This is a genomic window from Flavobacterium frigoritolerans (genome assembly GCF_025847275.1).
In the GTDB taxonomy this organism is placed as follows: domain Bacteria; phylum Bacteroidota; class Bacteroidia; order Flavobacteriales; family Flavobacteriaceae; genus Flavobacterium; species Flavobacterium frigoritolerans.
In genome coordinates, this window is record NZ_JAOZEV010000013.1 from 40759 (window position 1) to 62428 (window position 21670).

Sequence of the window (21670 nt, forward strand, 5' to 3'; positions counted from 1 at the left end):
TTATATGAAAAAAACTTTAGGTTTATGTTTTAGTGTATTAATCACTAATTTTTTAATTGCTCAGCAATCAGTTACTATAAGTGGGCCAGCGTCTGTAGAAGTAGGAGTTCCTTATAATTATACCTTTGAATTTAAACCTATTTACCCTTGGTTAAATGCTGTTCAAGCAGATGGTTATATTATTACAAATTGGATTGTTTCAACAGGAACAAATGGTAGTACAGGCTCTATTCCTGGATACATTGGAAACCCTAGTAATCAAAGTAGTTATCTTAATGATGGTACTTATAACAATTCAAACCCAAAAACAATCCCAATCCAATGGGGAAACAGTACTTATATGAGTAGCGATAAGATAACTGTAAAGTTAAGTGGTATCTATATAAAAAAAAGCACTGGTCAACATATTGGGTATTTTAATTTCCAGCCACAAGCTGAACAATCGGTAACTGTGCAAAGGTTAATAAATCCTATTATTAGTGGAAATACATCTATATTAAACTGTAACCAAGCTCCTGTAACATATCTGGTGTCTAATGCAACCAATGGGAATAGTTTCCAATGGGAAGTAACAAATGGCGCCGAAATTTCGGGTTCTAGTACGGCTACATCGGTGATAGTAAAACCTCCTTTAACTGGAGATTTTAATGTAGGGTGTATAGTTAAAAGAACAGCTGGAAACATCAATTATTATGTCGGTTCTGGTAACAAAATAACAAGAACATCACGTTCAGTAGTATGGTCAACTAATCCTGTTAATCAAACCTTTTTATGTAAAAGTTCTGGATTAATATTTTCAATCGACAATCAAACTGATATTGATAATGTGTTTTGGAATGCGCCAAATTGCGCCATTTCAGTAGAAACTATTGTTAATGGTAAGCGACAAGTTACCATCACACCAAATAGCTCTATAACTACTGGTTCAACATTGACAGTAAATGCAGTAGTTAATTTTGCAGGTGGATGTTCGGTAACAACATCGTCTAAAACATTTAATATTTCTGACAGTACGGCTCCCCCAATACCCGACGGGTATATTGAAGTTGAAGATTGGGACTGTTATAGTGATTCTGGTTTAAAGTTAACATTTGTACCTACAACTCCCTTCACCAATGGAAGCATAAGAGTTTATCCGCCTATAATGGCGCATCCTACCGTGCCAAGAAACGTTAATGTTACTGTCACTTATACTAACTCCTGTACTGGAGCTACAGCTAGAGAAATATACTCCTTAGACACACCAACTCCTTGTTATGAAGCAAGATTAGCTCCAGAAAGTGAGATTTCAGAAATTATAATTTCACCAAATCCTACAAACGGAAATATTACAATAAAACTTCCAGAAATACTTTCTGGCAATTATCAGATTTTTAATCAAAATCAGAAATTAGTTCAAGAATCTAAATTCTACAATCAAGATGAATTGCAAATTGAGCTTTCAAGCAAACTAAAAGGAGGGATTTATATTTTAAAAGTAATAACTGAAAAGAATGTCTTAACGGGCAAAATAATCTTAAACAATTAAACATGAAAAACTTAGTAATTGCCATGATCTTGAGTATTTCCTTTGCGGGAAATGCTCAAGATATAACTGATTGGCAAGTTGGAATAAATTTGAATCCTTTCTTTTTCACTAGAATAAATTCAAACTTCCCTTATAATAAAGACAAACAAGATTTGCCAAATGGTTTTGGTTTTGGACTCACAATCGAAAAAAACTGGAATGACAGTTGGGGTGTAAAAACTGGGTTTGAATATTCGAAACAAAACGAAAAATACTTTTTTGATGTCGTTGGAGACAATACAAGTATAAAATCAAGTTTTGAGTATTATAAAACTCCCATAACTGTTCAATATTATTATCGCTTAAAAGAGAAATTATTTTTAACATTTAATCAAGGAATACAGTTTTCTTTTCTGAAATATTATAAAACAATTGCAGAAGATGAATATGAAATAAGAACACAAACTTCAGATTATAGTGAATATATTTCTTATCAACATCCAGAAAGAAATCAATATTATAGTGACGAAGGAAAAATGCACAAAAAAACTTTATTTGGTATAATTGGTTCAATTGGTTTAAAAGGTTTTCTGTCAGATAAAATTTCCTATTCTACAAATTTAAGATATGAATATGATTTCACTTCTGCAGATAATTTCCCTTACTATTCCGATACATCTGATTGGAATGATTCTGAAAAAACTACACATAATTTACGAATTGGGTTAGAATTGGGTCTGCAATATCATTTTTCAATAAATGATCGTTTTGATAAAAGCCCACATCGATTGTAACGATTGGTAGCTATAATAATCAATCCAAATTATTAAAACTCATTATGTTTTTGATAATTTGGATTGATTATTTTCTTTTATATTGAATGGTAGGTAAAATTTCTTTTATTTACTCCTTGCTTTTCGTATACACCATCAAAGAAATTGCCAAATAAGGAATATCTTTCAAAATAAAAAAGTCTGTTACAGGAAAACCTTCACCCATTTTAAAAACGCCTGGAGTTGTAATAAATATAACAGCCGAAGCTGCTCCTGCGTAGATTCCAATTTTTCTATAAAATAAAGAAAACAATAGACCAACCCCAGTAAAGACTTCAAAAACTCCAATAACATTAGAAACAACTTCCACCGACATTACTTTGTACATCCAACTCATTGCAAAATGATTTTCGACTAAGCCTTTTATTGCTCCAGCTTCGGCAGTTGTAAACTTAAAAAGTCCAACCCAAACTAAAATAATTACGGTTCCAATAACTCCAATTCTGTAAGCAATTTGATTTAAATTCATGACATTATTTTTTTAAAATTAGAATTTTCAATATTAAGAGCTTATTCATAAAGCAAATGTCAGCTAACTGTCATTACTGCTTATTTTACATTCCGAACTAGTATTCTCTTTTATTTTCATTCTAAAAGAAAGATTTTTTTTCTTTTGGATGCCGTAGTATTTGAACAAGAAATACATCTACAAAAACCTCAGTTTATTCATTTAAAAAAAAGTCTTATTAGTAGTTTAAAAAAGAAAAACAAGCTAATAATAATTACGATTTAATCTTATAATTAACACACAAAAAGTCTTAAAACCAACGAAATAGAACAAAACTACTAAATTATAAATACCAAAAACTATTAGAAGATTTTCAATTAAAAAAGAAAACAAAACACAAGTACAAAACACAAGTACAAAACCAAAAAACTATAAAACCAATTGGCTAGCAATGAGTAAAACAGTTTGGGCATCGTATATAATCAAATATGCTAATTCTTGCTTTTATTTCTTTTTCTAATTTTGTTATCCTCTTATGATTACATGGAAATTACAATTAAAAAATAGTTAAAAATGAGTACTACATTATTCGACAAAGTATGGGATTCGCACGTGGTGCGTAAAATTGAAGATGGACCAGATGTGTTTTTCATTGACCGTCATTTCATTCATGAAGTTACAAGTCCTGTTGCTTTTTTAGGATTAAAATCCAGAGGCATCTCGGTTTTATACCCAGAACGCACTTTTGCAACTGCCGATCACAACACACCAACTATAAATCAACATTTACCTGTACAAGATGCTCTGTCTGCCAACCAGTTAAAAGCCTTGGAAGATAATGCAGCCGAATATGGAATCTCTCACTGGGGATTAGGCCACATAAAAAATGGAATTGTTCACGTTGTAGGTCCTGAAAATGGAATTACATTACCTGGCGCAACTATTGTTTGTGGAGATTCACACACTTCTACCCATGGTGCTTTTGGAGCAATTGCTTTTGGAATTGGAACTTCAGAGGTTGAAATGGTTTTATCCACTCAATGTATCATGCAACCTAAGCCAAAAAAAATGCGTATCAACGTAAATGGCGAATTAAGTAAAGGTGTTGGTCCAAAAGATGTTGCTCTTTATATTATTGCTCAACTAACTACTTCTGGAGGTACAGGATATTTTGTTGAATATGCTGGAGATGTTTTTGAAAACATGTCTATGGAAGGCCGTATGACCGTTTGTAATTTAAGTATCGAAATGGGTGCTCGTGGAGGAATGATTGCTCCAGACCAAAAAACATTCGATTTCCTTGAAGGAAGATTATATGCTCCAAAAGGAGAAGCTTGGGACAAAGCAGTAGCTTATTGGAAAACTTTAAAAACCGATGCTGATGCAGTTTTTGATGCTGAATTAAACATTAACGCTGCGGACATTGAACCTATGATTACCTATGGTACTAACCCAGGAATGGGAATTGGTATCTCTGCAACTATTCCGAATGCCAACCAAGTTGAAGGTGGTGAGGAAACCTATAAAAAGTCTTTAGCTTATATGGGCTTTCACGAAAATGATGTAATGATTGGAAAACCAATCGACTATGTATTCTTAGGAAGTTGTACTAATGGTCGTATTGAAGATTTTAGAGCTTTTACAGAAATCGTAAAAGGAAGAAAAAAAGCAGAAAATGTTACCGCTTGGCTAGTTCCAGGTTCTCACGTTGTTGAAGCTCAAATTAAAGAAGAAGGTCTTTTGGAAATTCTTACCGAAGCTGGTTTTGTATTACGTCAGCCCGGTTGTTCAGCTTGTTTAGCGATGAATGACGATAAAGTTCCTGCTGGAAAATATGCAGTAAGTACATCCAACAGAAACTTCGAAGGTCGTCAAGGCCCTGGCTCAAGAACACTTTTGGCTAGCCCGATTATGGCAGCAGCAGCAGCTGTAACAGGAAAGCTAACAGATCCAAGGGAGTTATTTTAGATTGAAGATTTTAGATTTTAGAATTTTCACTTTACAAATAACTCTGATGCTTTAAAATCCAAAACCTTCAAATAAAACTCACTTACATTATTAACACTAAACATTTTAGCCTTTAGTATTTAGTTTTCAAAAAAAAATCTAAAATCTAAAATCTAAAATCTAAAATTTCAAAAATGGCATACGATAAATTTAATATACTTACCAGCAGTGCAGTGCCGCTGCCAATTGAGAACGTAGACACAGATCAAATCATTCCTGCTCGTTTCCTGAAAGCTACGAAACGTGAAGGTTTTGGAGACAATCTTTTTAGAGACTGGAGATATAATGGAGATGACACTCCAAAAGCAGATTTCGTTTTAAACGATTCAACTTATAGTGGAAAAATCCTTGTTGGAGGAAAAAACTTTGGCTCAGGATCTTCTAGAGAGCATGCAGCTTGGGCTGTTTATGATTACGGATTTCGTGCTGTAGTTTCAAGTTTCTTTGCAGATATCTTTAAAGGAAACTGTTTAAACATTGGAGTTCTTCCTGTACAAGTTAGCCCAGAATTTGCTGATACAATTTTTAAAGCAATTGAAGCTGACCCAAAAACAGAATTAGAAATCAACTTACCAAATCAAACCATTACATTGTTAGCAACTGGTCAGCAAGAATCTTTTGCCATCAATGGATACAAAAAGAACAATATGGTCAATGGTTTTGATGATATTGATTATCTACAAAACATCAAAGAAGATATTGTGACTTTCGCTGATAAACTTCCTTATTAATACAACATATAAAATGCAGCTACACTAGCTTTAACTTTAATGTTGAACTAAAGTAGCTGCTTTATAATTTTTATTTCAACCCACTATACTATTTCAAACAGATGAAATAGTATTAGCATCAAGTTTATAATGGAAAAAAGAAAAATTGAAATAATGGATACGACGCTCCGTGATGGTGAACAAACATCGGGAGTATCTTTTTCTGCTGCAGAAAAACTAACCATTGCGCAATTACTGTTAGAAGAATTAAATATTGATCGAATAGAAATCGCTTCTGCTCGCGTAAGTGAAGGAGAATTTCAGGCCGTAAAAGGCATTACTGCTTGGGCAGAAGAAAGAGGCTACATTCAAAGAATTGAAGTACTATCTTTTGTCGACGGAGGTGTTTCTATCGAATGGATGAAAAAAGCGGGTGCTAAAGTTCAGAATTTATTAACCAAAGGTTCAATGAATCACCTTACGCATCAGTTAAAAAAAACACCTGCGCAACATTTTGCAGAAATAGCAACGAGTATTGCTTTGGCAAAAGAAAATGACATTGAAACAAATGTGTATCTGGAAGACTGGAGTAACGGAATGCGCAATTCTCCCGAATATGTTTTTGACTTTCTTGCTTTTTTAGCAACACAACCAATCAAAAGAATTTTACTTCCTGATACTTTGGGTGTCTTAATCCCCGCTCAAACTTTTGAATTCATCTCTAAAATTACTGCAAAATATCCCGATATCCATTTTGATTTTCATGCGCACAATGATTACGATTTGAGCATTGCCAACGTCATGGAAGCTATAAAAGCAGGCATAAAAGGGCTTCATGTAACTGTAAACGGAATGGGAGAACGCGCAGGAAATGCACCTCTCGAAAGTACTGTTGCAGTAATCAATGATTATTTACCTGAAGTAAGTATCAACATCAAGGAAACCTCTTTATACTCTGTGAGTAAATTAGTCGAGACTTTTACTGGTTACAGAATACCTGCCAATAAACCAATTGTTGGAGACAATGTATTTACTCAAACAGCAGGAATTCATGCTGACGGTGACAATAAAAACAACTTATATTTCAGTGATTTACTTCCAGAACGTTTTGGAAGAAAACGAAAATATGCTCTTGGAAAAACTTCTGGAAAAGCTAATATCGAGAAAAACCTTCAGGAATTAGGATTAAAACTAAATCAGGAAGATTTAAAATTGGTTACCCAACGAATTATCGAATTGGGTGATAAAAAAGAAACTGTCACCAAAGAAGATTTGCCATACATCATTTCAGACGTTTTAAACAGCCATACCTATCAAGACAAAATCACGATTGACTCCTATATGCTAGTTCATTCTAAAGGAATGCGCCCATCAACGACTTTATCTTTAAATCTTAATGGCGAAATAATAGAAGAAAATGCTCAAGGCGATGGCCAGTTTGATGCTTTTATGAATGCACTAACTAAAATCTACAAAAGCAAAAAAATGACTTTGCCAAAACTAATTGATTATGCTGTTCGAATTCCACCAGGAAGTAGTTCTGATGCATTATGCGAAACTATCATTACCTGGATTAATAACGGAAAAGAATTTAAAACCAGAGGATTAGATTCCGACCAAACAGTTGCCGCAATTATCGCAACTCAAAAAATGCTTAATGTAGCTATACAATAAATCAAGGTACAAAGACTCAAAGTTACAGAGAAACAAAGGTTTCCAATCTATGTCTTTTTAGAACTTTGAACCTTTGAACCTTTTCCACTTTGAACCTTAAAAAAACAATAATGAAATTTAACATAGCCCTTTTAGCAGGAGACGGAATAGGTCCTGAGGTAATTAATGAAGCTGTAAAATTATCTGATGCTATTGCAAAAAAATTCAATCACGAAATAACATGGACACCAGCACTTACGGGTGCTTGTGCAATTGACGCTGTTGGAGTTCCTTACCCAGATGAAACTCACGAAATTTGTATGGCTGCCGATGCCGTTTTATTTGGCGCAATTGGACACCCAAAATACGATAACGACCCAAGCGCACCTGTTCGACCTGAACAAGGTTTATTATTAATGCGTAAAAAACTAGGGTTATTTGCCAATGTTCGACCAACATTTACTTTCCCTTCACTGATAGATAATTCTCCTCTAAAAAGAGAAAGAATTGAAGGAACTGACTTAGTTTTCTTAAGAGAACTAACTGGTGGTATTTACTTTGGAGAAAAAGGAAGAAGAGACGGTGGCGAAACTGCCTTTGACAATTGCGTTTACACTAGAGCCGAAGTGCAGCGTTTAGCTAAAAAAGGTTTTGAACTCGCAATGACACGTAGCAAAAAATTATGCTGCGTTGATAAAGCTAACGTACTAGAAACATCTCGTTTATGGAGAGAAACAGTACAAGCAATGGAAAAAGATTATCCTGAGGTTACTGTTTCATATGAATTTGTGGATGCTGTTGCCATGCGATTGGTACAATGGCCAAATTCATATGATGTATTAATTACTGAAAATTTATTCGGAGACATCTTAACTGACGAAGCATCGGTAATTTCGGGCTCGATGGGATTAATGCCTTCTGCATCTGTTGGAGAGCATACTTCATTATACGAACCAATACACGGTTCTTACCCACAAGCAACTGGATTAAATATTGCTAATCCATTAGCCACTGTATTATCTGCTGCAATGATGTTTGAAGATGCTTTTGGATTAAAAGATGAAGCCGAAGCAATTAGAGCAGTAGTTAACAAATCATTGGAACAAGGAATTGTTACAGAGGATTTAGCTCCAAAAGGAACCAAAGCATACAAAACCAGCGAAGTTGGAGATTGGTTAGTTGCTAATTTATAATTTTTTTGTTTCATGTTTCACGTTCTAACAACTTGAAACTTGAAACAAAAAAACTTGAAACAAAAAAGGTGTCAATAAATTGACACCTTTTTTTATATCTTAGAAAAAAATATTAATATCCTCCTCTGTTTCCACCACCACGGTTGTCTCCACCACGGCTGTTTCCACCATAACCACCACGAGAATCATTTCCTCCACGGTTGTTATTAAAACTTCTTCTTTCGCCTTCTGGTTTTGGCTCAGATTTGTTTACAACAATTGCACGTCCTTGAACAGTAGCTCCGTTCAATTCGTCAATCGCTTTTTGAGCCTCATCATCATTTGTCATTTCAACAAAACCGAATCCTTTACTTCTTCCTGTAAATTTATCAGTAATGATTTTAACTGAATCAACTGCTCCATAAGCCTCGAAAGACTCTCTTAAATCTGCTTCCTCAATACTGAATGGAAGGCTTCCAACAAAAATATTCATATGTACTTATTTATAATATGCAACAAATGTAATCTTATTTTTTTCTAATCTACTATAAATTAGCTTATTTATGTTTTTATTATCAATTAAAAAAAGTAAGAAGACTCGCAAATAGATTTTTTATCTATCTATAAAATTATCTATTCCGATGAGCTAACCAATATTACTGGCACTTTATAAAAAACACCTTCTTTAAAACGAATCGCTTTTTCTACCGACATAACATCTCCACTATCTGGAGCAACAAATGAAAATGTTCCCGAAACAGTATTTGTAACCTTATTATACTCAGTTATAACAATTTGACCACTTCCTAATTCTTTACCTGTTTTATACAAAACTTCCTTTTTTGAGAGTGAATTTATATATGTAGCAGTAGAAACATCATCGACTCCCAAGGTATAAGTCTGAGCATTTACAGAAGCTGTTTGTAATACAACCTTATCATTATTCAAACCTCCTATAATTACAAGTTTCCCCTCACCATCAACACTTGCGCTATAACTTGTCGCTTTCCAGAAAGTTTCATTTCTTAAAGATTGAAAAGCTGTATTTATTACATTATTAGTCTCGACTCCTTCTTTATCACATGAAAAAAGCAATAAAACTAACGGCAGCAATAAGAACCATTTCTTCATATTTGATTTAAATTTTGGCAAAATTATCAATTAAAAAACAAAACGGCGGAATCTCACTCTTAAAAGAACCATAAAAAACTAGCAAATAAGGCCTTAAACATTAAATTATAAAATACAAATTGTAATTCAGAATTAAATTATATCTTTGCACCCTTAATTAATCGAGGTCGAGTACCTCAAAATTTAATCATACGATTATGTCAGTAAAAATTAGATTACAAAGACACGGTAAAAAAGGAAAACCTTTTTACTGGGTTGTAGCTGCAGATGCACGCTCAAAAAGAGATGGTAAATACTTAGAGAAAATCGGTACTTACAATCCAAACACAAACCCAGCAACTATCGACTTAAACCTTGATAGTGCAGTTAAATGGTTAAACAATGGTGCACAACCAACTGATACTGCTAAAGCAATTCTTTCTTACAAAGGAGCTTTGTTGAAACATCACCTTGAAGGTGGTATTCGCAAAGGTGCTTTAACTCAAGAACAAGCTGATGCAAAATTAGCTACTTGGTTAGAAGCTAAATCTGGAAAAGTTGACGCTAAGAAAGATGGTTTAACAAAAGCGCAAGCTGATGCTAAAGCAAAAGCTTTCAAAGCAGAACAAGATGTAAATGCAAAACGTTTAGCTGCTGCTGCTAAAGCTGAAGCAGACGCTATTGCTGCTGCTACTCCTGCTGTAGAAGAAGTTGCTGAAGTTGAAGCATCAACTGAAGAAGCTCCTGCTACTGAAGAAAATAACGAAACAACTGAAGCATAATTATATTTAGCGGGAATGCGTAAAGAAGATTGTTTTTATTTAGGTAAAATCGCTAAAAAATTTAGTTTCAAAGGTGAAGTCTTGGCTTATTTAGACACGGACGAACCTGAGTTATACGAAAACTTGGAATCAGTGTTTGTCGAATGCGACAAACACTTGGTTCCTTTTTTTATTGAAACTAGCTCATTACACAAAAATGATTTCTTACGAATTCGTTTTGAAGATATGACTACCGAAGAAGATGCTGATGCTATTATGGGCAACGCCATTTATCTTCCTTTAAGTATGTTACCAAAACTTACAGGTAACAAATTTTATTTCCACGAAGTTATCGGTTTCGAAATAGAAGACCAACGCTTAGGTATTTTTGGAAAAATAGCTTCCATAAACGACAGCACTGCACAACCTCTTTTTGAAGTTATTAATGGTGAAGTAGAAATGCTAATCCCTATGATTGACCATTTCTTGGTGAAAATTGACCGCGATAACAAAAAAGTTATCATGAATCTACCTGAAGGTTTAGTCGAAATGTACTTGTAAAAAAGTTTATTCGGCTATTTGATTATTTATTCAACCGAAAAAATAATACTACTATATTCGTTATGATTCTGAGCTGAATCTAGAATTCCTCTGAAATCAAAATTCATTAATCTACAATCATAAATTACTATGTTCCAATTCAAGCAATTTTCTATTCTACAAGATAAAACGGCTATGAAAGTTGGCACTGATGGTGTTTTATTAGGCGCATGGACTCCTATAAATAACCATCCTTTTAGTATTTTAGATATTGGAGCCGGAACTGGACTTATAGCTTTAATGCTAGCACAAAGAACCTCTGCTGAACAAATTGATGCTTTAGAGATTGATGAAACCGCCTACGAACAAGCTGTAGATAATTTTGAAAATGCTCCTTGGAACGACAGACTATTCTGCTATCATGCCGGATTAGATGAATTCATGGAAGAACCGGAAGACGAATACGATATTATTGTATCAAATCCTCCTTTTTATAGTGAAGATTACAAAACTGACAACGAACAGAGAGATTTAGCTCGTTTTCAAGATGCTATGCCCTTTGAGGACTTAGTTGAAGCAGCAGATTTATTACTTTCGGAAAAAGGTGTCTTTTCAGTAATCATTCCATTTAAGGAAGAAGAGCGATTTATTACATTAGCCAAAGAATTCGAATTGTACCCTTTTAAAATTACTCGTGTAAAAGGAACTCCTACAAGCGATATAAAACGCAGCTTATTAGCCTTTAATCGCATTGAAAATGTAGACATTTCTATCGATGAATTAATTATCGAAACTGAAAGACACGTTTACACTCCTGAATATATAGATCTTACAAAAGATTTTTATTTAAAATTCTAATTCTGTCTAAACAGACTTTTGAATTGATATAATATTCTTTCTAACAATCGAAGATCTTCAGTAACAATTTCTGCACTACCTTTCATTTCCTGTTGAAAAGGAATCTTCTTATTATATGATGTCTCTAATCCCTTAGGAAGCGAGATATCCAACAACAGAACTCCATCCTTATCTGGAATAAGTGAAATATTTTCAACCTTACCTCTAATAACTCCAAATTCCCTATCTGGAAAATTAAACAATCGTATATTAACTTGTTGTCCTAATTTAATTTTTCCTGAATTCTGAGCTTTAGCTTTGGCTTTGCCGATATATCCCTTTTCGGTATCTGGAATAATCGAGAAAACATTCTCTCCCGAAGTGATTGTCTGATTTTCAGTCCATATTTGCAAAAAAGTAACAACTCCCGGAATTGATGATCTTAATGTATATGCCAATTCCCAGTCTTTAATCCCCTTCTTCAACTGATAATAGGATTGCATCAGATTACGCTCTAAATTCACCTCTTCTTTTGTTCCGCTTATTCGAGTTCCCTGACTTGATCTTGTATTCTCTATCAGTGTTGATTTTAACTGCGATATTGACGAAAGTAAGCCTTTATAGTTCTTATCTGCCTGAAGGTAACTTAATTTTTTACTCTCCAAATCTTGTGTCGAGATAACGCCTTTCGCATAAAGTCCTTCAAAACGGTTCACATCATTTTTTTGAAGTTGCAATTCGCTTTCATTAATACTTTTTTGCTGTTGCAAAATAGTCAATCGCTCTTTAATCTGAACATACTCCGAGGTTTGAGCATTATTTTCCACCTGAAATGGCTGTAACCTTTCATTCAGGCTCCAAGCCGTATAATCCTTTTGAAAAACCCCATACAAGCTTTCCAATTCTCCTAATTGCATATTATTTAAGCTAGCAAAAGGAAATTCTTTATTCTTTTCATTTATATTAAAGCTATCTACTGTATTCTTTAAAACAAAGACATCTTTATAATTTGCTGAATTTTCTATAATTGCAAGTGGAGTGTTTTTTGACACTTTCTCTTTATCCTTTACTAAAATTGCCTCAATCCGACCTGTTGTTTTGGCCATTAGTTTCTCGGGTGGTACAGATGTCGTTATACTTATTTCTGTACTTACTACATCTGGATATTTAAGAAACCAGGAAACAAAAAACAACATGCATATTATAGCAAAGATCAAAACTGTTCCCCATCGTATCATCCAATGTGGTACGCGCGTGAGAATATCCTGCACTTCTTCGCTTCTTAATTCAAATTTTGTATTGTCTTCTGCCATGTTTTAATTTCCTAATTGCAATTGATTACGAACCAATTCAAAATAATTCCCTTTTTGTTCTACTAATGCTGAATGACTGCCAATTTCAATAATTTTTCCTTTATCCAAAACAACTATTTGATCTGCATTCATGACCGTACTTAATCGGTGTGCAATTACTACAACTGTTTTGTTTTTGAAGAAAATATCTAATTTTCCCATAATAGCTTTTTCATTATTGGCATCTAATGCTGAAGTTGCTTCATCAAAAAATAACATTTCTGGATTTTTATAAACCGCTCTTGCTATTAACAATCGTTGTTTTTGCCCTGTACTCATACCTACACCTTCTGATCCTATTTTGGTATTATATCCTAATGGCAATCCGGTGATATACTCTTTTATATTTGCCACATCTGCTGCATACACCAATCGTTCTTTATCTATTTTATCGACTCCAATAGCTATATTATTAGCAATTGTATCACTAAAAACAAACCCTTCTTGCATTACTGCCCCAATATTATTACGCCAAGCTTTTTGCGAAATGTTTTTAAGCTGTGTGTTACCTATATTAACTTCTCCATTATTTGGTTCATAAAATTTCAATAACAACTTCATTAAAGTAGTTTTTCCGCTTCCGCTAACTCCCACTATTGCAGTTACTTTATGCGCAGGAATAATTAGATTCAAGTTATCTAAAACCGGAATATCAGAACCTAAATATCGATACGACAGCTCTTTTATAATTATATCACTATCTTGTGGAATATCTTGCGTTTGGTGTTCTTCTTGTTGTACCTCATCTTCTTTATCATGGATTTCGGATAATCGAGCTAATGATATTTTTGCATCTTGTACTTCTCGCACAAACTCAATAAGTTGAGTAATCGGTCCATTTAAACTTCCTACGATTGAACTTATAGCTAGCATCATCCCAAGAGTTATCTGTCCATCAATTACCAATTTTGCCGAAAGAAAAATGATGAATATATTCTTTAATTCATTAATTACTGACGATCCTATTGTTTGTGTTTGCTCTAAGACCAATCCTTTTATAGAAACTCGAAATAGTCTTGCCTGTACATACTCCCATCCCCATCTTTTTTGCTTTTCGGCATTATGCAGTTTTATTTCCTGCATTCCGTTTATAAGCTCCATAACTTTACTTTGCTCCTGACTAACTTCAGAAAATCGCTTATAATCAAGTTCTTCTCGTCGTTTTAAGAATAGGGTGATCCATCCGAAATACAATATGCTTCCTGCAAAAAACACAAGAAATATCTGAAGATTGTAATAAGCCAAGACACCTCCCATTATAATCATGTTAATAACCGAAAATAACACATTCAACGATGAAGTGGTAAGGATTCTTTCTATACGACGATGATCATTTATTCGCTGCATGATATCTCCTGTCATCCTCACATCAAAAAATGAAATAGGTAAGTTCATTAATTTAATAAAGAAATCCGAAATTAATGAGATGTTTATTCGTGTAGATAGATGCAACAGTATCCAGCTCCTGATCAGCTCTAATCCAGTTCTTCCAGCGAAAAGAAACAGTTGCGCAAACAGAATTAAATAAATAAAATGTATGTTTTGGTTTTGTATTCCAACATCAACAATACTCTGAGTAAGAAAAGGGAAAATAAGCTGTAATAAACTACTAGCCAGTAAACTTATACTCAATTGAACCAGGAACGATTTATATCGCAGTACATATTGAGACAACAATCCAAATCCTAAACCTTTTTTATCTTCTTTATCAAAATCGGACTGAAAAAATCTAGGGGTCGCTTCTAATAATAGAGCAATTCCTTCCTGAGTAGAATCATCGGCATTGTTTCCAATCCAAAACTTAATAAAATCCTTCTTACTATACTCTATTAACCCAAAGGCTGGATCTGAAATATAATAAATGTTCTTTTTTATTTTATGAAGCACTACATAGTGTTCTTTATTCCAATGTAAAACACAAGGTAATGGAGCTTCTTCTAAACTTTGCACACTAAGTTTTACTCCTAAAGTCCGAAATCCGATTTTCTCTGCTGCATCACTTAAGAACAACAAATTACTTCCTTCTCGTGTAGTTTCACTAAAGTCACGCAGCTCTTGAATATTTATGGTTTTACCATAATGCTTGGCTATGATTTTCAAACAGGTAGGCCCACAGTCCTTAAAATCTGCTTGTATATAATTTGGGAATTTTTTCAATTTTTAATCTTGTTTTACTAAGCCAATATAATGCAATTATCTCACATACTAATATAAAATAATAAAGAGGAAATTACATCCTCTTTATCATTTTTTCCAATAACCATGAACAAACTCCTAACAAATTATAATTTTATCTAGGAATATATTTAATAACAAATTCCTAATACAATTTTTACTAGTGATCCAGGTAAAACCTTAATTATTATTTTTAAGGCTCTATCGGTGGATCTATTAGATCTATACGACAAGGAGGAGCACAAGACCGACTGTGACTCTTACATCTATTGGTAGCAGGATCAATACAATCGATTAAACCTCCTTTGATACTTTTTTGCTCATTTTTAGTTAATTTATGAGCACCTTCTAAATTCAAAATTTGTTTTAACATAAGTATATTTTTATTAATTGTTACCTCAGACACTTAAAAGTCCTCGTAGCTTGGGTTAAAGTTTGCAAAATCTAACATTAATAATTACCTAGAGCATTCAATATATGTACAGTCTGGATATGCAATGTTATTATCTTCAGGACAACAAACAATAAATTCTCCTGGTCCGCTTCCTCGTACTACTTTTTGCTCATTAATTGTCAATTCTTCAGCACCTTTTATTTTAGAAATATTTTTTAACATAATTATAGTTTTTTAATTGTTGAACAAATATGCTTTACTCTTTCTACAAATCTCCTCAAATAGCTAAACTGAAGTTAACTTCAGAGCTCGAAGTCCAATGTGATATAGAAAAAACTATACTTGACACTCAATATACCTACAATCTGGATATGCAATACCGTCTTCTGGACAACAAACTTCCCAATGTGGTTGTCCTCCCTTAATTGCTTTTTGCTCTTTTTCTGTTAATTCTTGAGCTCCATCTATTTTAGAAATATTTTTCAACATAATTGATATTTTTTTTTAAATTAAGAAATACCCCAATCATCAACAAATGATTATCAGGACTTAAACTAATTATCTAACTTATGGAGCAAACTACTCCTGGAGGAACACACAAACATGGTAAATCTGGACAGCAAACAACAACACATCTTCCTCCATTAACATTTTTCTGCTCACTTATAGTTAATTTTTGAGTTCCTTTTAGTTTTAAAATATTTTTTAACATAATATAAGTTTTAAAAATTAAGAAATGCCCCAATCATCAACAAATGATTATCAGGGCTGGAATATTAGTTTAGCTAATTATCAAACAATTAACTAGAGCATACAAGCTACTCCTTTAGGAACACACAAGCATCCTACATCTGGACAACAAAGAATAACACATGCTCCTCCATTGATGTTTTTTTGCTCACTACTAGTTAATTTTTGAGCACCTTCTAATTTTAAAATGTTTTTTAACATAATTGATATTTTTAAAAATTGATTATTACTTTGGACACCAGTCCGAAAATTTTATTACTCAGGTCTGCAATCTCCATCATTTCCATTCTCGACATCCCTACCTACACACACTGTGTTATCAGGACAATACCCATCTGCACTACAACGCAATCCATCCTTAATGGTCTTTTTCGCATTTTTCGTTAATTAATGAGCTCCTTCTAAATCCAATATATTTTTTAATATGATAGCTGTTTTAAATACTTGGATAATTTTTTAATTATATCAATTAGACAATAAAAAAATAATGTTAATTGAACTATTTACATCACATAACTCTTAACAAGGAGCCGTCATTATTGAACATTGATTATCTCCAATGTACACCGGTCTATAATTACGATTATATCTCTTGCAAGATTCTTCATCTAGACTCAGAATTACGTAAGAATTACATTCTCCATCTGGCGGAATTTGCCCACCAGTAATTTCCTTCTGTTCTCTCTTTGTTATTTTTTGAGCGCCTTCTAAATTTAAAATACTTTTTAACATAACTTGTTTTTTTGATTTTGTTAATACTTCAATCATTTTAAGACACTTGAAGCTTTATGTCCAAACTATTATCTAAGTCAACATACATGGTGTCCCTTTTGGAGCACATGCACATATACCATCTGGACAGCAAATAAGAATATCTGGACGTTGGCATACTGGTACAGATCCTGCACCACTAATAGATTTCTGTTCTTTTGTTGTAAGTTGCTGAGCACCTTCTAATTTTAAAATATTCTTTAACATAACTTGGTTTTTTGATTTTGTTAATACTTCAATAATTTTAAGACACTTGGAGCTTTATGTCTAATCACTTAATAGAATTAAATACAAAGATCAGATGGTCTTCTGCAAGGCCCTCCTTCTACATATTGACATGTCCCATTTGGACAATATCCACCTGCTGGCGGAACCCAACCACCGTTAATTTCTTTTTGCTGCTTTTTTGTCAACTCCTGAGCGCCTTTTAGGCTTAAAATGCTTTTTAACATAACTTGGTTTTTTGATTTTGTTAATACTTCAATAATTTTAAGACACTTGAAGCTTATGTCTTTATCTGTAAAGCCAAGAAAAGAACATTTCTTTTCTTGATTTTTAAATTAACACTCAACGTAACTATTGGGTCTGCAAATCTCATCAAATCTGCAATCAGATACACACTTAGTTCCTGTTGGACAAGATCCGCCACGGTCACAAGCTCTTCCTCCATGAATAGTTTTTTGCTCATTTCTTGTTAATTCTTGAGCACCTTCTAGCTTTAAAATTTTCTTTAACATAATTGGGGGATTTTAATTTGGTTATTACTCCAATCATTTAAAGACACTTGAAGCTTATGTCTATTCATATAAGAATTCCATATATACTTTACATATACACTAGAGAGTCTCTCTCTAACGTCTCATTACTTTCTAAAATATCATTAATAAAATATTTCAATTCGCTTAATTCATACTCGCTTGGATACAATTTATTATTAACGATTTTAACTGGTGTATAATTAAACTCATTTTGCGAACACCAATCGTATTGTTGTTGAATCTGCTGATTGACCTTCATAGAAACCGAGTCTACAATCCATTTTTTCTGCCATGCTTCTAATGACATTTTTTTAATATGCCAATCAGATATCGCTTCTACAATATTTTCAGGATTAACTTCATTAATCATTAACAATCTTTCTACAACAACTTTATAAGGATTTTGATTGTTTTCTGGATTTATATTAAACAAAACATTCAAAGATATTTTTTCAGGAAATTTCCAGACTAATTCAAATGCATCTTCAAATGCCTTATGACAATGCCCACAACTCGGACTTATGATAATAGTGAGTTTAGCGGCAGCCATACTATTACCAAAATGTAATCCTTCCAGTTTTTCAAACCCATCTAATGCAGTAATTTCTTTAGATAAGAATTCAAAAAGAGTAAAATTCCTTCTAAACTTAGTTAAGTTTTTTACCGAATTTTCAGCTTTTAATTTATCTTCTATAACTGGCTTTACCACAGACCACAATGACGAAACAACTATTAGAGAAAACAAATACTGAAAAAGACTAGTCAATGTAAAATTTACACTAAAACCTGATTCGAAAGCCCATACTATTCCTTGAATTATCATCAAAAAAGAAATAGCCAAGCATAATACACACCATTTTTTTATCTGAAATTTTTGAATCCAAATAGAATATATAATCACTGGTGCAGCTATCAAACTAAGAAAACCAACAAGATTAGCATTTGCTGACCCTATCAATATTGCCAGCACAGCTGTAACAAAAAAGATTAAAGGCAAATCTGAAAAGCCAAACCATTTATTAACCTCTACATTCTCCGATTTAATAACCGATTCACAAGAAGTACTTGGATTAATATTGCATAACTTAGATACCATTTGATTATCAATACCAAATTTCTCTTGTACAATAAAAACACTAATTAACAATCCTAATAAGGAGGTTATTAAAAAAGTATAATCAAATATCCTATAGTCATTATAAAAACTTGACAAGACGATTAGCGCCAAAAACAAAATGCTATATTTTAGCCACTTAGGATTTTCATTCAAAGCTTTCTCTTCTTGAACTTCATTGGGCTCAATTGCTAATACAACGCCATTCCAATCCTTAGAGAAATCATCTACTGATAGCGTAATCTTCTTACTTTTTTCAGTCTCAATTACAATTGATGATTCTATTTTTTCAACCAGAACCAAATCATTATTAAAAATCGCCAGGAAAGTATTAGGCAATTCATGCAATTGTTCTTTTGGAACTTTTATTACAATATTCTCTATTGATAATGTATTCAATGAATCTGTTATAGCAAACAGACTTGGATAATTAGGGTGCGAAAGGAATAACTCTTCGAATTCCTTTTTTGCATTTAAATAATTATTCAAATCAAGGTACTTGTTAACTAATTTAATCATAGTAATAATCTTAATTATTATAAAAAGGAATATCACAAATATTAATAATCTTTCAGATAAAAAAAGTTAAATTTCTAAATTTTTAAAAAAAATGAATACATAATTTATAAATAGTTAAGCACTTTTTAAACACGTAAACATCTATATGTCAATATAATACAAAATCAAGCGACTGAGAATTATTTCTAAAACTACAATCTAAATAACGGCTATTCCTTTTCCATAATTTTGATATTCTAACAAATAAAACTTATGAAAAAGTCCCCCTTAACATTAAACGATTTTAAAAAAAATGAACTTCCGAAAAAACATTACAAAATGATTACTGGAGGTGAAGATCCAAAAAATGGCACAACTGCTCCATCAGAAACTGACCCTCCAGGTACAGTAAAACCTCCGGGGCAATCCTAATTAAGGAACAATTAGAAACTACAACTTTATTCTTTTAAAAATTTGTAGTTTCTAATTTTTTAGTAAACTGAGTTGGTGTTACTCCGGTTCTTTTACTAAATGATTTTGTAAAAGAAATAGCATTTTTAAAACCTACACTCTCGGCTAGCGCCTGTGTTGAGTATTTTCGATATTTTGAATTTGTAATCAATTCATTAATAACATAATTAATCTTTAATTCATTGGAGTATTCACTAAAGGTCTTGCCAAATCTCTTATTAACAACATAAGACAAATAACTTGTGTTTGTTTTAATTTTTTTGGCTACAGATTGTTGAGTAAAATCAGAATTCAGATAGTAATGTTTCTTTTCTAACTGCTTTAATTTTTCATATATTTCTTCTTCCTTCTCTAAGTCTAAATTCATTTTGACAGCCATTTTTGGTATACTTTCCGTGACTGCTTCATCTTTATTAACACTCTCAGGAAGCGCTTCATTTAACTCTAACCTTAATTTATATTCTTCAATTAAACTATTTACTTTTCTATCAGTCTCTCTTTTTTTCTTAATACTCTTTACATACAAAACAATTAAAACCAAAAGCACTCCTACAAAAAGAAAAACCATCAGATTCCAAAACCTAATTTTATTTTGATTTTTGACCTGAAGCTCCTCCATATCCTTTCTGACATTCACATTTCCTAGCCGAAAGTTAACCTCCTGAACCTCATTATCTAATTTTGACTGAATTTGTTCAAACTTATCAAAATATTTCTCTGAATATTTCAATGCCTCTTGAGGGTTATTTTTAATGGTATAAATCTTAGCCAGATAATAATTTGAATTTACATAATACAAGTCATTAACCTTATTTATTTGATAAATTGAATCTACTTTTTTAAAAAAGTACAATGACTTGTCATAATCTTTAATATTGAAGAACAGACTTCCTAAATTATAACTAGCAATAAAAAGTTCTGGTTGCAAATTATTTTCTTTACTATACAGCAAAACATCGTAATACACCTTCTCGGCATTAGACAAATCATTCTTCATATAATAAATATTCCCTAAGCTCATTTTAGAGTTTAGTTTTGTATTTAGATAATTTTTAGAATATAAAATTGCCTTCGTGTAATAATGTTCCGCAGAATCCAAAAACTTGGGATTTGAATAATTTTTCCCATAAGCCTTCTCAAAAGCACGTCCTAAATTAAAATTAATATTACTCTTGTAATTTGTAAATTTTTCTTCTGAAAATGAATACTTTAATTGATCCGTTATCTCATTTGATTTTTTTAAAGATAAAATTGCAGCTTTATAATTCCCAACTTCTATGTTAATTAATGAAATATTCATGTAAAATTTCACCATCCGTATCTGATCATTCTCCTTCTTAGCAATAGTTACCCCTTTTTCAAATTTGTCAAAGGCTGCTTTTAGATTATTTTTCCTCCAATCTATAAGCCCTCCATAATTTAATAAATCGGCATTCAATATTCTCTTTTCTTTTGATTGTTTAACTTTTCCTAAAAACTTAAAAGCTTGTTCATAATACTGTTTTGATTTAATACTATCCTCTTTAAGTTGATACAAATAAGCTTTCGCTCCACTTGCAAAAGTTTTATGCGAATAGTCACTAGATTTCTCTATTCTATTTACAAAAACAAAAGCACTATCTACATTAGAATTTGCAGATGCCCTTACTTTATCTTGTAATAGAGCATACTCTTTGGAGCTTAGCTGTGAATTTTTCTGAGAAAAAACAGCACTTGTAATAAAAAAAAATAAGAGGCATTTAACAAATTTCATTAACCATTTAGTTTTGAATTATCCCAAATTTAGTTCATTAATACCAATAAGCAAAT

General features: G+C 32.5%; 25 protein-coding genes. 10 read left to right on the forward strand and 15 right to left on the reverse strand.

From position 1 onward, the window contains the following. Positions 1-4: 4 nt before the first annotated feature. Positions 5-1528: a T9SS type A sorting domain-containing protein gene (locus OIU80_RS15300; protein ID WP_264287857.1), complete on the forward strand. Its 1524-nt coding sequence runs from the start codon at positions 5-7 to the stop codon at positions 1526-1528. A 2-nt stretch (positions 1529-1530) separates the two neighbouring features. Beyond that, a complete protein-coding gene (locus OIU80_RS15305; protein WP_264287858.1) occupies positions 1531-2301 on the forward strand; it encodes a PorT family protein in 771 nt (256 codons plus the stop codon). A 109-nt stretch (positions 2302-2410) separates the two neighbouring features. Here the strand turns inward: OIU80_RS15305 and OIU80_RS15310 are convergent, their stop codons facing one another. Next, positions 2411-2809: a YkgB family protein gene (locus OIU80_RS15310; protein WP_264287859.1), complete on the reverse strand. Its 399-nt coding sequence runs from the start codon at positions 2807-2809 to the stop codon at positions 2411-2413. 552 nt (positions 2810-3361) lie between these two features. Between OIU80_RS15310 and leuC the strand changes: the two genes are divergently transcribed. The 4 genes from leuC (at position 3362) to leuB (ending at position 8351) form a co-directional block, all read left to right on the forward strand. After that, positions 3362-4756, forward strand: a complete 1395-nt coding sequence (gene leuC / locus OIU80_RS15315; RefSeq protein WP_264287860.1) for a 3-isopropylmalate dehydratase large subunit — start codon at positions 3362-3364, stop codon at positions 4754-4756. A gap of 173 nt (positions 4757-4929) precedes the next feature. Continuing rightward, positions 4930-5526: a 3-isopropylmalate dehydratase small subunit gene (gene leuD / locus OIU80_RS15320; RefSeq protein WP_264287861.1), complete on the forward strand. Its 597-nt coding sequence runs from the start codon at positions 4930-4932 to the stop codon at positions 5524-5526. A gap of 129 nt (positions 5527-5655) precedes the next feature. Next, the gene (locus OIU80_RS15325; protein WP_264287862.1) at positions 5656-7179 is read left to right on the forward strand and encodes an alpha-isopropylmalate synthase regulatory domain-containing protein; all 1524 of its coding nucleotides are present in this window, start codon (positions 5656-5658) and stop codon (positions 7177-7179) included. A 110-nt stretch (positions 7180-7289) separates the two neighbouring features. Further along, entirely contained in the window at positions 7290-8351 is a 1062-nt protein-coding gene (leuB, locus tag OIU80_RS15330; protein ID WP_264287863.1) for a 3-isopropylmalate dehydrogenase, read from the forward strand. Between the two features lie 112 nt (positions 8352-8463). On the opposite strand, the gene OIU80_RS15335 is transcribed toward leuB, so the two are convergent. Together OIU80_RS15335 and OIU80_RS15340 are read right to left on the reverse strand one after the other, a co-directional pair. After that, positions 8464-8823 (reverse strand): RNA recognition motif domain-containing protein, encoded by a 360-nt coding sequence (locus tag OIU80_RS15335; RefSeq protein WP_264287864.1) that lies wholly within the window; start codon positions 8821-8823, stop codon positions 8464-8466. A gap of 140 nt (positions 8824-8963) precedes the next feature. Next, on the reverse strand, positions 8964-9461 hold the full coding sequence (locus OIU80_RS15340; RefSeq protein ID WP_264287865.1) for a DUF6252 family protein: 498 nt from the start codon (positions 9459-9461) through the stop codon (positions 8964-8966). A gap of 197 nt (positions 9462-9658) precedes the next feature. Between OIU80_RS15340 and OIU80_RS15345 the strand changes: the two genes are divergently transcribed. From OIU80_RS15345 to OIU80_RS15355, 3 genes are all read left to right on the forward strand, one after another. Continuing rightward, entirely contained in the window at positions 9659-10222 is a 564-nt protein-coding gene (locus tag OIU80_RS15345; RefSeq protein ID WP_264287866.1) for a 30S ribosomal protein S16, read from the forward strand. 15 nt (positions 10223-10237) lie between these two features. Continuing rightward, the gene (gene rimM, locus OIU80_RS15350) at positions 10238-10762 is read left to right on the forward strand and encodes a ribosome maturation factor RimM (protein WP_264287867.1); all 525 of its coding nucleotides are present in this window, start codon (positions 10238-10240) and stop codon (positions 10760-10762) included. A gap of 129 nt (positions 10763-10891) precedes the next feature. Then, positions 10892-11599: a tRNA1(Val) (adenine(37)-N6)-methyltransferase gene (locus tag OIU80_RS15355; RefSeq protein WP_264287868.1), complete on the forward strand. Its 708-nt coding sequence runs from the start codon at positions 10892-10894 to the stop codon at positions 11597-11599. On the opposite strand, the gene OIU80_RS15360 is transcribed toward OIU80_RS15355, so the two are convergent. The 11 genes from OIU80_RS15360 to OIU80_RS15410 form a co-directional block, all read right to left on the reverse strand. Beyond that, positions 11596-12891, reverse strand: a complete 1296-nt coding sequence (locus OIU80_RS15360; protein WP_264287869.1) for an HlyD family secretion protein — start codon at positions 12889-12891, stop codon at positions 11596-11598. The genes OIU80_RS15355 and OIU80_RS15360 overlap by 4 nt on opposite strands. Positions 12892-12894: 3 nt before the next feature. After that, a complete protein-coding gene (locus OIU80_RS15365) occupies positions 12895-15087 on the reverse strand; it encodes a peptidase domain-containing ABC transporter (RefSeq protein ID WP_264287870.1) in 2193 nt (730 codons plus the stop codon). 475 nt (positions 15088-15562) lie between these two features. Then, the gene (locus tag OIU80_RS15370) at positions 15563-15721 is read right to left on the reverse strand and encodes a hypothetical protein (protein ID WP_264287871.1); all 159 of its coding nucleotides are present in this window, start codon (positions 15719-15721) and stop codon (positions 15563-15565) included. A gap of 114 nt (positions 15722-15835) precedes the next feature. After that, positions 15836-15988, reverse strand: coding sequence for a hypothetical protein (locus OIU80_RS15375; protein ID WP_264287872.1), 153 nt, complete (start codon positions 15986-15988; stop codon positions 15836-15838). A 73-nt stretch (positions 15989-16061) separates the two neighbouring features. Next, a complete protein-coding gene (locus OIU80_RS15380; protein WP_264287873.1) occupies positions 16062-16211 on the reverse strand; it encodes a hypothetical protein in 150 nt (49 codons plus the stop codon). A 92-nt stretch (positions 16212-16303) separates the two neighbouring features. Beyond that, positions 16304-16450 carry a hypothetical protein gene (locus OIU80_RS15385; RefSeq protein WP_264287874.1) on the reverse strand — a complete coding sequence of 49 codons (147 nt, stop codon included), beginning with the start codon at positions 16448-16450 and terminating at the stop codon, positions 16304-16306. Positions 16451-16768: 318 nt separating this feature from the next. Continuing rightward, entirely contained in the window at positions 16769-17017 is a 249-nt protein-coding gene (locus tag OIU80_RS15390; protein WP_264287875.1) for a hypothetical protein, read from the reverse strand. A gap of 36 nt (positions 17018-17053) precedes the next feature. Next, complete coding sequence (locus tag OIU80_RS15395; protein WP_264287876.1) at positions 17054-17227, reverse strand: hypothetical protein; 174 nt, start codon at positions 17225-17227, stop codon at positions 17054-17056. A gap of 77 nt (positions 17228-17304) precedes the next feature. Next, a complete protein-coding gene (locus tag OIU80_RS15400) occupies positions 17305-17472 on the reverse strand; it encodes a hypothetical protein (protein ID WP_264287877.1) in 168 nt (55 codons plus the stop codon). A 108-nt stretch (positions 17473-17580) separates the two neighbouring features. Beyond that, positions 17581-17757, reverse strand: coding sequence for a hypothetical protein (locus tag OIU80_RS15405; RefSeq protein ID WP_264287878.1), 177 nt, complete (start codon positions 17755-17757; stop codon positions 17581-17583). Between the two features lie 88 nt (positions 17758-17845). Next, positions 17846-19411: a vitamin K epoxide reductase family protein gene (locus OIU80_RS15410; protein ID WP_264287879.1), complete on the reverse strand. Its 1566-nt coding sequence runs from the start codon at positions 19409-19411 to the stop codon at positions 17846-17848. A gap of 252 nt (positions 19412-19663) precedes the next feature. Between OIU80_RS15410 and OIU80_RS15415 the strand changes: the two genes are divergently transcribed. Next, the gene (locus tag OIU80_RS15415) at positions 19664-19822 is read left to right on the forward strand and encodes a hypothetical protein (protein WP_264287880.1); all 159 of its coding nucleotides are present in this window, start codon (positions 19664-19666) and stop codon (positions 19820-19822) included. 34 nt (positions 19823-19856) lie between these two features. Here the strand turns inward: OIU80_RS15415 and OIU80_RS15420 are convergent, their stop codons facing one another. Beyond that, on the reverse strand, positions 19857-21614 hold the full coding sequence (locus OIU80_RS15420) for a helix-turn-helix domain-containing protein (RefSeq protein WP_264287881.1): 1758 nt from the start codon (positions 21612-21614) through the stop codon (positions 19857-19859). Positions 21615-21670: the final 56 nt, after the last annotated feature.